Here is a 10735-nt window from a genome sequence, read left to right on the forward strand (position 1 = left end):
GCGATGATGCCCTTGGGCGGGTTCTTGGCGAGTTCGCCGTTGACCTCCGAAACCACCAGCGGCACATCGGGATCCTTGCGCCAGGCGGAGCTGTTGTCGATGACGGTCACCCCCGCGGCGGCAAAGCGCGGCGCCTGCTCGCGCGACATCGTCGCCCCCGCGGAGAAGAGCGCGATGTCGAGCCCCGACGGATCCGCGGTCGCGGCATCCTCCACGACGATCTCGCCGTCACCCCACGGCAGCTTCTTGCCCGCCGAGCGCGACGACGCGAAGAACCGCACCGAATCGGCGGGGAACTTGCGCTCCGCCAACAGGGTTCGCATGACGCCGCCGACCTGACCGGTGGCCCCGACGACTCCGATGGAAAGCCCCATCACAATCTCCCGTCGCTTCGCTCGCCCATGATTCTCTTACCGCCCCGTTCCCGCGTAGACGACGGCTTCCTCGTCGCCACCGAGATCGAACGCGGCGTGCAGCGCGCGCACCGCGTCGTCGAGTTCGGTGTCGCGGCACAGCACCGAGATCCGGATCTCGGAGGTGGAGATGAGTTCGATGTTGATGCCGGCCTCGCTCAACGCCTCACAGAAGGTGGCGGTGACGCCGGGATGGCTCTTCATGCCCGCGCCGACCAGCGACACCTTGCCGATGTGATCGTCGTAGAGGACCTCGGTGAACCCGATCTCCTGCTGCAGCTTGGTCAACTTCTCCACGCCGAGCGGCCCGAGCTCACGCGGCAGGGTGAAGGTGATGTCGGTCTTGCCGGTGTCGACCTTGGAGATGTTCTGCAACACCATGTCGATGTTGATCTCGGCGTCGGCGACCGCGCGGAACACCTTGGCGGCGTAACCCGGCCGGTCCTCGAGGCCGACGACGGTGATCTTGGCCTCGCTGCGATCGTGCGCGACGCCGGTGAGAATCGCTTCTTCCACGGGGATGTCCTCCATCGATCCGGCCACCATCGTGCCGGGTTTGGTCGAGTACGACGAGCGCACGTGAACGGGAACGTTGTATCGGCGGGCGTATTCCACGCACCGCAGCATCAGGACCTTGGCGCCGCACGCGGCCATCTCCAGCATCTCCTCGAAGGAGACGGTCTCGAGCCGCCGGGCATCGGGGACGATGCGCGGATCGGCGGTGTAGACGCCGTCGACGTCGGTGTAGATCTCACAGACGTCGGCCTCCAACGCCGCGGCGAGCGCGACGGCGGTGGTGTCCGAGCCGCCGCGGCCCAGCGTGGTGATGTCCTTGGTGTCCTGCGAGACGCCCTGGAAGCCGGCGACCAGCACGATCTTGCCCTCGTCGAGCGCCGCGCGAACACGTCCGGGCGTGACGTCGATGATCTTGGCCGATCCGTGGCTGCTGGTCGTGATCACACCGGCCTGCGAGCCGGTGAACGACTGCGCCTGCGCGCCGAGCGAACTGATCGCCATCGCCACCAGCGCGTTGGAGATGCGCTCACCGGAGGTCAACAGCATGTCCATCTCGCGGGCCGGAGGCGCCGGATTGACCTGCTGGGCCAGATCGAGCAGCTCATCGGTCGTGTCGCCCATCGCGGAGACGACCACGACGACGTCGTTACCCTGCTTCTTGGTTTCGACGATGCGCTCGGCGACACGACGAATCCGCTCGGCCGAGGCGACCGAGGATCCGCCATATTTCTGCACCACGAGTGCCACGTCGGCTGCCCTCCTGCAAGGTGTGTCGATGCGTTGTTTGCCGGGACAACCTTACCGGCGGCCCTCGTGCACCTCGCAGCCGCCGCTCGGCGCCCCGCTCACATCGCACTTTCCACAGGTCGCGCTTTCCACAGGTCGCTGACCTACCATCTCTGCGTGTCCACCACGAGTGCCGTCGGCCGCGACGCGCGCACACCCGACCCCGGCGAACCGACGCGCGCGTCGGCGGCGAGCGCACTACCCACCCCCGAGTGGCGGTCATGGCTCGCGCCGATCGGCATCTACCTGCTGATTCGTGCCGTCGGGATTCTCGTGCTGGCCCGGTTCGACGCGCTGCGCGGCTCGTCGCTGCGGGAGTCGTTGTCGGCGTGGGACGGCAAATGGATGCTCGCGATCGCCGAGCACGGATACGACGGTGTGCCCGTCGAGCTCACCGACGCCCGCGGCTACCACACCGCCGACACCGCCTTCGCCTTCTTTCCCGGCTATCCGTATGCCGTGGGCGCACTCGCCCACCTTCCGTTCCTGAGCCCGTTCGGTGCGGCAGTACTACTGAATCTGGTGCTCGGATGTGTGGCCGCGGTGGGGGCAGCGCGGTTGGGTGTGCTGTGCGTGGAGCGGATGGCCGGGCGGACACCGATGCTCGCCGCTCTCGACCACACCGACGCGGGTGACTCGTATGCCCGGCGCGTCGGGCTCTATCTCGTCGCGATCTTCGCCGCGACCCCGATGTCGGTGGTCCTCAACATGGCCTACACCGAGACGCTGTTCTGTGCGCTGAGCATCTGGGCTCTGGTCGGTGTGTTGCAGCGGCGGTGGGTGCTCGCCGGGATCTGCGCGTGCCTGGTCGGGACGGTGCGTCCGACCGCAGTGGTCGTCATCGGGGTGGTGATGCTGGCCGCGCTGATCGACGTGTTTGGCCGGTCTGAGTCACCGTGGTCGGTGTGGACGACCGCCCGCGCCTGGTTCGCGGTGGTCCTCAGCCCGCTCGGCTACCTCGGTTACCTGGCCGTGGTGTGGGCCCAGACCGGCTCACCGACAGGGTGGTTCACGATCCAGACCCAGGGCTGGGACACCCGTTTCGATTGGGGCGTCGCGGCATTCACCTTCGTCAACGATCAACTGGTGAACTCCGGCGAGGTGGCACCGGTCGCGACGTCGTGGATCATCGTCGCGACGCTGGTGATGGTGGTGGTGGCCCTCTGGGCCCGGTTGTCGTGGCCGGTCCTGACCTACGGTGTCCTGGTCACCGCGTCGATCGTGGCGTCGAGTGGTCTCATGATGAGCCGACCCCGGCTGCTGTTGCCCGCGTTCGTGCTGCTCCTGCCGCTGGCCATCGTCCTCGCCCGGGCCCGCCCGGCGATCGGGGTGGCCGTGGTGGTGCCGATCGTCCTGGCCAGTTCGTGGTTCGGGGCGCACATGCTGACGGTGTACCCGCACGCCATGTAGGTCCGGGACTCTCAGCCACCCGACACTTCGGCGGCGAAACCCGCACACAGCACGCGAAGCCCGGCGTCGAGCACCGCTCGTGGGTCCGAGAGTCGGGTCGCGTCCGGGTTGCCGGCGAGGGCGGCCAGCTGCGGCAGGGTCGTCGGGTCGACGGCGAGCCGCCCGGCGATCAGGTCGGCCAGACCGCCGGCCGGCGACGGCGACGCCTCGGCACCCGGGCGCCGGAGTTGCTCACTGAGAAGCTGTTCGCCGACGGCGGCCAGCGCGACGCCGTTCACGAACGACCAGAACGCCAGGGCCATCTCCGCGGCCCGCACGTGCCCGACACCGACGTCGACGAATCCGGCGATCAGCCAATCGAGTCCGGCCAGCGACTCGGTCCCGAAGGCGTAGCGCGGCGTCGCATACGCGAGCACCACCCATGGATGGCGTTGGTAGAGCGCCCAGTCGACGTCGACGGCGATCTCGATGCGCTCGCGCCACGTGGGTGAGCAATCTTGCACCGGATAGGGAAACCGGGTGCCGATCTCCTCGGCCATGGCGTGGAGCAACGCGTCCTTGTCGGCGATGTGCCGGTACAGCGACATCGCGCCGACGCCGAGTTCGTCGGCGATCCGGCGCATCGACAGCGCGTCGAGCCCGTCACGGTCGGCGACGACGATGGCTGCCTCGACGATCGCCGACGACGTCAGCTTCTGGACCGACTGGGCCACCACCACGCTCCCCTCACCCCGCACCGGGAATTTTCCACTTGCGTACAGCGTACCCATATCCGTACCGTCTATGAGCGTACGTCGTACGCGGGCGCCGACCCGCGACGACGCGAACCCCCGGATGCAGAATCCGGACACCAGATACCCAGACACCAACACCCAGACATCAGATACGGAGCCCTCCTCATGACCACCGAATGCCGCACGACCGATCAGCGCCACCGGGACCCCTCGGTCGCCGATCGCCGTACCTGGCTCGGGCTGGCCGTGTTGACGCTGCCCGTGCTGCTGGTGTCGATGGACTTCTCGGTGCTCTATCTGGCGATCCCGTCGATCACCGATGCGCTCGACCCCAGCGCCGCCCAGCAACTCTGGATTCTCGACATCTACGGCTTCCTCATCGCCGGTCTGCTGATCACGATGGGCAATGTCGGCGACCGGCTCGGTCGGCGACGGATCCTGCTCGCCGGTGCCGCGATGTTCGGCATCGCCTCGGTCATCGCCGCCTTCGCGCCGAGCGCCGGTGTCCTCATCGCCGCCCGCTCACTGATGGGCATCGGCGGTGCGACCCTGATGCCGTCGAGTCTCTCGTTGATCGCCAACATGTTCCCGAATGCCCGCGATCGCGCTCGCGCGATCGGCGTCTGGACGGCCGCCTTCGCGGGCGGTTCAGCCATCGGTCCGGCGGTGGGCGGCGTTCTGCTGCACCACTTCTGGTGGGGCGTCGTATTCCTCATCAACGTGCCGGTACTGGCCGTGCTGTTCGTGCTCGCCCCGCGCCTGGTTCCCGAGTACCGCGCGCCGTCGACCGACCCCTTCGACTTCCTCGGCGTGGCGTTGTCACTGCTGGCGATCCTGCCGATCGTGTACTCGATCAAGACCATGGCCGCCGACGGTGTCACCCCGGTCGTCGCGGGGATCGGTGTCTTTGGCGTGATCATGTTCGCGGTGTTCCTCCTGCAGCAACGTCGTACCCGTGCCCCGTTGCTCGACCTCAAGCTGTTCGGCAACGTCGCCTTCAGTGCCGCGGTCGCCTGCGCGCTCGTGGGCATGATGGCGTTGGGCGGCATGTCGTATCTGACGGGCGTGTACCTGCAATCGGTGATGGGTCATGACGTCCTGGCCGCGGCACTGGCCGGTCTGCCGATGGCGATCGCCGTCGCCGTCTTCTCGATCGGTGCCAGCCGGGTCTCGGCGTGGGTGGGTACCCGCACCGCGTTCATCGGGTCGGTGGTGCTCGCCGCGCTGGGCAACCTCGGGTTGCTGTGGCTGTCCACCGACAGCCCGCTGTGGATCTATCTGGTGTCGACGTCGATCGCCGGTATCGGTTACGGCGTGCAGTTCAGCCTGGTCTCCGACGTCGTCGTCGGTTCGGTTCCGCCCGAACGGTCGGGTGCGGCCTCCGGCATCTCCGAGACGAGCTTCGAGCTGGGCACCGCGCTCGGTCTTGCGCTGCTCGGCTCGCTGGCGACGCTGGTGTTCCGCGAGCACAGTTCGGGAGCCGGGTTCGGCGACACCCTCGGCGAGACCCTGCATCGGGCGACCGGCATGGGTGCCGACGGCACCGCCCTCGCCGACGCCGCCCGCGCAGCCTTCGTCGACGGGGTCCACGCCGCCTCGCTTGCCGCGGTGATCACACTCACCGTGCTCGCGGTCGTCCTCGCTGTCGTGATGCGGAACCCGAAGGACGCGATCAGCGGGAGCTGATCTTCGGTGTGGCCCGCTCGATGATCGACCGGGTGTCGACGCCTGCGGCCAGTGTGCCGAAGACGTCTCCCTGCTCACCGCCGAGTCGGCTCGCGGTGAAGGCGTCGGCGACGGCCGGGTGACCGAAGCGCACCAGCAGCGAACCCTGCAGCACCATCGCCATGTCGCCGACGATGCGACGGGCACGGTACTGCAGGGCATCGGTGTCGGCGGGATCGAGGGCGCCGAAGGTCGATTCGAGATCGGCGACGGCCCGGTCCAGATGCCGGTCGGCCCCACCCGCCCGCTTCACCTCGTCGAGGAACACCCCGAGCGTCTCCGGCTGTCTGGCGATGGCCCGCAACACGTCCAGTGCGGCGACGTTGCCCGAGCCCTCCCAGATCGACAGGAGTGGCGACTCCCGGAACAACCTGGGCATGCGCGAGTCCTCTACATATCCGTTGCCACCCAGACATTCCAGCGACTCCGCGGCATGGACGGGCCCGCGCTTGCACACGTGATACTTGCTGACCGCCAACGCGATTCGCCGGAGCAGGCCGGCACGCGCATCACCACGGGTCGCGACATCGGTCAGATCGGCCAGCCACAACGCCACCGTCGTCGCCGCCTCGGCCTCGACGGCGAGGTCGCTCAGCACGTTGCGCATCAGGGGCGCATCGGCGAGTGTCGTGCCGAATGCGCGGCGGTATGCGGCATGGTGGGCCGCCTGGGTGACGCCCGTGCGCATTGCCGTCGCGGTCCCCAGCACACAATCGAGGCGGGTGAGGTTGACCATCTCGACGATGACCTTGACCCCGGCGCCCTCGTCCCCGACCCGCCAGCCCACGGTGTCGTCGTATTCCACCTCGCTGCTGGCATTGGAGTGATTGCCGAGCTTGTCCTTGAGTCGTTGCAGCAGAAAGGGATTGCGGGTGCCGTCGGGCAGTACCCGCGGGACGAGAAAACAGGTCAGCCCGTCCGGGGCCCGCGCGAGCGCGAGGAACAGATCCGACATCGGCGCGGAAGTGAACCACTTGTGCCCGGTGATCCGATAGGTACCGTCGCGGTGGCGCACCGCGGTCGTGGTGTTCGCCCGAACGTCGGAGCCGCCCTGCTTCTCGGTCATCGACATCCCCGCGATGAGTCCACGCTTGTCGAGCGGAGGCCGCAGGCCCGGGTCGTACACGCGCGAACTCAGCAGTGGTTCATAGGTTGCGGCCAGTTCGGGTGCGGCCCGCAACGCCGGTACGACGGCATAGGTCATCGAGACCGGACACAGGTGCCCGGCGTCGACCTGCCCCCATGCGCTGAGTTGCGCGGCTCGACGCAGATGGGCGTGCGGAGACGGATCGGCCCACGGCGCCGCGTGCAGCCCATGACCTATCGCGTGGTCCATGAGTTGGTGATAGGCGGGGTCGTAGGAGACCTCGTCGATCCGGTGGCCGTAGCGATCGAACGCCTGCAACACGGGCGGATGCTGTTCGGCCAGATCCCCGAGCGCGAGGGTCTCCGCGCGGCCCGCCAGTGCGCCGAGCGCTTCGACTGCACCGATGTCGTCGGCACTCAGGCCGAGATACCGCATGGCGTCGGCGACGACCGGGAACCGGGCGGGATTCGCATCGCGCAGCGGAGGAACCTGATTCGTCACTTCGTGGGTGGCCATCCACCGAGCATTACACATGGCGATCATCTGATGTAATGATGTAATGCCGCCGATTCATCGGCGCCGGCGATGCGCGGTGTAACGTCCGGATGCGATGACCGATCCGCTCGCCCCTCCCGTCCCGGCGCGCTCGGCGATCCTGAGCCTGCTCCTCGGTGCTCACCCACCGACGCTGACGGCGCGCGAGATCGTTGGCGCCATGCGGCTTTTCGGCATTGCGGAGTCCACGACGCGGGTAGCGCTGACGCGCATGGTGGCCGGCGGTGACCTCATCCGCGACGACGCGGGCCACACCTTGTCCGAGCGCCTCGTGCAGCGCCAGCGAGACGTCGAGCCCCCCGATCGCCGGCCGTGGACCGGGTTGTGGGAGATGGCGGTCGTCACCACCACCGGACGCGACGCCGCCGACCGGGTCGCCCTGCGCTCGGAAATGGCACGCCAACGGGTTGCGCAACTGCGCGAGGGCGTCTGGACCCGGCCCGCCAATCTGGACCGACCGTTCTCGGCCCGTCTCCTCGAGGTGTCGACCTGCTTCGAGGCCCACCCACTGTCGGGCTCCGCCGAACTCACCCACCGGTTGTGGGATCTCGACGCCTGGTCGCGCCGGGGCCACGCGTTCCTCGACGCTCTCGACGATGTCGCCGACCGGGGTGCGGCCGACGAGCCGAGGCGGTTCCGGATCATGGTCGCCGCCGTACATCACCTGCAGACCGACCCACTGCTGCCCGACGAGCTGCTCCCGGAAGGCTGGCCCGCCGAGGCGCTGACCACGGTGTACGCCGAATACCGCGCATGGCTCGCGGCCATGCGCGAGAACCTCCGCGAGGACCAGGTCGCCGATACCGAACCGCGCTGAGCGGTGTCGCGGACCAAAGCCCCGGCGGGTCGGGTCACAGCGCTCGCCCGAGATGGCCTCGGCCACAGTGCCCAGTTCGTGCGCCGCGCAGGACAGCCACGCTGCGCTCGCCGGCCGGCCACGAGACGACGACGTAGTCTCGACGGCGTGCACGAACTCATCGAAGAACGCTGGAGCGCGCGGGGATACGACCCCGACGCCACGATCAGCGCCGAAGAGATCACCGACATCCTCGAGGCCGGGCGGTGGGCGCCGACGTGGGGGCGAATCCAGCCGGTGCGCTTCGTCGTCGGACTCCGCGGCGACGCCACGTTCGAGCAGTTGGCCGCCGCCCTCAATCGCGGCAACAAGGGGTGGGCGCCATCGGCCGGCGCCCTGATCCTGGTGTGCACCAGCGACGCCGCCGACGACGCCAAGCTGCACGACTACGGCGCCGTCGACCTGGGTCTCGCGGTGGCCCAGATGAGCATCCAGGCGGTCTCGATGGGGATCAACCCCCATCCCATGGCCGGCTTCGACGCGAGCGCCGCACGCGCGGCATTCGACGTCCCGGCCGACAAGCGGCCGATGGTGATACTCGCGCTCGGCCGCCTCGCCGACGACCCCACGCTTCTCGACCCGGACGTCGCCGACCGCGACAGCCAACCCCGGGAACGGTTGCCGCTGAGCGAGATCGCGTTCGCCCGCAGGTGGGGCGAGCCGTTCGCCGCCGCACAGTGATCCCGGCCTGACATCGTGACCGAGGCACCCCGGACCCACCCGCGGATCGGTGTCCTGGGGCCGGTCTGCGTGTTCACCACCGCGGGCGAGCCGACGCCGGTCACCTCGGGGCGGGCGCGCAGCCTGCTGGTGTCACTCGTCCTGTCTCACCCGCGACCCGTCGGCATCGACGCGCTCGTCGCCGACGCCTGGCCGGACCGACCTCCCCAGAACCCGAACGGGGCGGTCCAGACCCAGATTTCGCGTCTCCGAAGGATTCTCGGCGCCGGGACGATTGCCGGGTCGGCGGCGGGATATCGCCTCGTCGTCGACGGACCGGTGTCGGATCTCACCCTCGCCGAGGCTCTCTCACGGTCAACACAGTCATCCGACACCGGATACGCTGCCGAGCTGCAGAATTGGCGTGGCGAGCCGGGCACCGACCTCCCGGACGGCGAACTGCGCGAACGGCTCGCCGCGCGCACCGAACGCGCATATCGTGCACTGCAGGAGGCTGACTGGCGCCACCGGTTGCGCACCGAACCGCAGATCGTGGCCACCGAGTTGGCGACTGCGCGCGAGCGCCGACCACTCGACGAGCATCTCGCCGCGGTACACATGCGGGCCCTCCTTGCCGCCGGAGACCCCAACGCCGCCTTGCAGATCCACGCCCGGATCGTCGCCGGGCTCACCGAATCACTCGGCGCCGACCCCGGACCCGAACTGGCGGCGGCCCACAGCGCCGCGCTCACCTACGCACCGCTGCCACGGACTCCCCCACCCCCCTCCGACGAGTACCTCGCCGATGCCGAGATGATGACGCAGTTGGCTGTGGCGCTGCGTGAGTCGTCGGTGGTGACGGTGCTGGGTCCCGGCGGGATCGGCAAGACGCGTCTGATCACCGAGTACATCGCCGTCCATGCCCCGATGAATGTCTTCGTGGATCTGTCCGCCGCGCGTGCCCCCGATGACGTGCGTGCGGCGGTGGCGGCGGCGCTCGGCCGCGGTGCGCTGCCCGAGCAGGGCACCGCTGCTGCACCAACCGCTTCTTCGGCGTCCGCCGCCGGCATTGCCGGCGCCGCCCTGGCACACCTGGCCGCCGCCGGCGCGGTGATCGTGCTCGACGGCTGCGAGCATCTAATCGACTTCGTTGTCGATCTGATCACCGACATCCGTTCCCGACGTAGCGATCTCACCATCGTGGCCACCAGCCGCATCGGACTCGGCCTGGTCGATGAGAGGGTCCTCACGGTATCGCCGTTGACACCCGAGCGTGGCGCCACACTGTTCGAGCGGCGGATTCGCGCACTACGACCGGGGATACCGACCGACGTCGCGGTGTTCGGCGAGCTGTGCACACGCCTGGACGGTTCACCGCTGGCCATCGAACTCGCGGCCGCACAGTTGCGGCACCTGTCGCCGCGCGACCTCCTCGATCGTGTCGATTCCCGTTTCGAACTCCTCACCCCGACCGGCGGCGGACACCGACGCTCCTTGTCCGAGATCGTCTCGACGAGTTGGGAATTGTTGCCCGACAGTGCACAGCGCACGCTGGAGGTACTCGCCTCGCTTCCCGGTGATGTCCGCCTCGACGACGCCCTGATGTTCACCGAGGTGACCGAGCGATCACTGGCCGAGGTCTGCAATCATTCGCTCGCCGTCGTGGTCGACCATCCCGACGGGGCGACCCGGTATCGACTCACCGAGACGGTCCGGGAATTCGCGCGAGCCCGCACCGCTGCCGATCCGGCGCGCGAGGCCGCACTGCGTCGCGAGAAGGTCGACTGGGCGAGCAGACTGGTGACCGACGTCGCGGGAGCACTGTTGGGCACCGACATCATCAAGGCCTTCGCGCGGCTCGACGAGACCACCGACGCGGTGCTCGCGATCCTCGACTCCGCCGTCGGCGACCCCGACCCGGCGGACCCCGGGGCGCCCGCCCGGCTGCTGCCGATCACCCTGTGGCGGGTGGTGCGCACCGGCGGACACCCGA

Annotated in this window: 8 protein-coding genes and 1 pseudogene; 5 read left to right on the top strand and 4 right to left on the bottom strand. The window is 68.8% G+C overall.

The features are described from left to right. Positions 1–374: pseudogene (locus B1964_RS20660) on the bottom strand (aspartate-semialdehyde dehydrogenase); the annotation flags it as partial. A 36-nt stretch (positions 375–410) separates the two neighbouring features. Next, the gene (locus B1964_RS20665; protein ID WP_006369521.1) at positions 411–1676 is read right to left on the bottom strand and encodes an aspartate kinase; all 1266 of its coding nucleotides are present in this window, start codon (positions 1674–1676) and stop codon (positions 411–413) included. 156 nt (positions 1677–1832) lie between these two features. Here B1964_RS20665 and B1964_RS20670 point away from each other — a divergent pair, with 156 nt between their 5' ends. Beyond that, complete coding sequence (locus B1964_RS20670; protein ID WP_079931110.1) at positions 1833–3125, top strand: hypothetical protein; 1293 nt, start codon at positions 1833–1835, stop codon at positions 3123–3125. Between the two features lie 11 nt (positions 3126–3136). Here B1964_RS20670 and B1964_RS20675 read toward each other — a convergent pair whose 3' ends face one another. After that, positions 3137–3895, bottom strand: coding sequence for a TetR/AcrR family transcriptional regulator (locus B1964_RS20675; protein ID WP_006369519.1), 759 nt, complete (start codon positions 3893–3895; stop codon positions 3137–3139). Between the two features lie 129 nt (positions 3896–4024). Between B1964_RS20675 and B1964_RS20680 the strand changes: the two genes are divergently transcribed. After that, the gene (locus tag B1964_RS20680; RefSeq protein ID WP_079931111.1) at positions 4025–5545 is read left to right on the top strand and encodes an MFS transporter; all 1521 of its coding nucleotides are present in this window, start codon (positions 4025–4027) and stop codon (positions 5543–5545) included. Here the strand turns inward: B1964_RS20680 and B1964_RS20685 are convergent. Continuing rightward, the gene (locus tag B1964_RS20685) at positions 5532–7187 is read right to left on the bottom strand and encodes an acyl-CoA dehydrogenase family protein (RefSeq protein WP_079931114.1); all 1656 of its coding nucleotides are present in this window, start codon (positions 7185–7187) and stop codon (positions 5532–5534) included. The two genes, B1964_RS20680 and B1964_RS20685, sit on opposite strands and share 14 nt — an antisense overlap. Positions 7188–7281: 94 nt before the next feature. Between B1964_RS20685 and B1964_RS20690 the strand changes: the two genes are divergently transcribed. The 3 genes from B1964_RS20690 to B1964_RS20700 all read left to right on the top strand — a co-directional run. After that, on the top strand, positions 7282–8043 hold the full coding sequence (locus B1964_RS20690) for a PaaX family transcriptional regulator C-terminal domain-containing protein (protein ID WP_079931112.1): 762 nt from the start codon (positions 7282–7284) through the stop codon (positions 8041–8043). 147 nt (positions 8044–8190) lie between these two features. Further along, positions 8191–8763 (top strand): nitroreductase family protein, encoded by a 573-nt coding sequence (locus B1964_RS20695; RefSeq protein WP_079931113.1) that lies wholly within the window; start codon positions 8191–8193, stop codon positions 8761–8763. A gap of 15 nt (positions 8764–8778) precedes the next feature. Beyond that, on the top strand, positions 8779–10735 hold a 1957-nt coding region (locus B1964_RS20700; RefSeq protein WP_172398914.1), incomplete at its 3' end, for a BTAD domain-containing putative transcriptional regulator.

It is taken from the genome of Gordonia sp. i37, from assembly GCF_002043085.1.
Lineage (GTDB): Bacteria > Actinomycetota > Actinomycetes > Mycobacteriales > Mycobacteriaceae > Gordonia > Gordonia polyisoprenivorans.

Excerpts from the sequence above, each read along its gene's own strand:
- B1964_RS20675 (WP_006369519.1), bottom strand. The coding sequence starts at position 3,895 with ATGGGTACGCTGTACGCAAGTGGAAAATTCCCGGTGCGGGGTGAGGGG.
- B1964_RS20680 (WP_079931111.1), top strand. The coding sequence starts at position 4,025 with ATGACCACCGAATGCCGCACGACCGATCAGCGCCACCGGGACCCCTCG.
- B1964_RS20690 (WP_079931112.1), top strand. The coding sequence starts at position 7,282 with ATGACCGATCCGCTCGCCCCTCCCGTCCCGGCGCGCTCGGCGATCCTG.
- B1964_RS20685 (WP_079931114.1), bottom strand. The coding sequence starts at position 7,187 with ATGGCCACCCACGAAGTGACGAATCAGGTTCCTCCGCTGCGCGATGCG.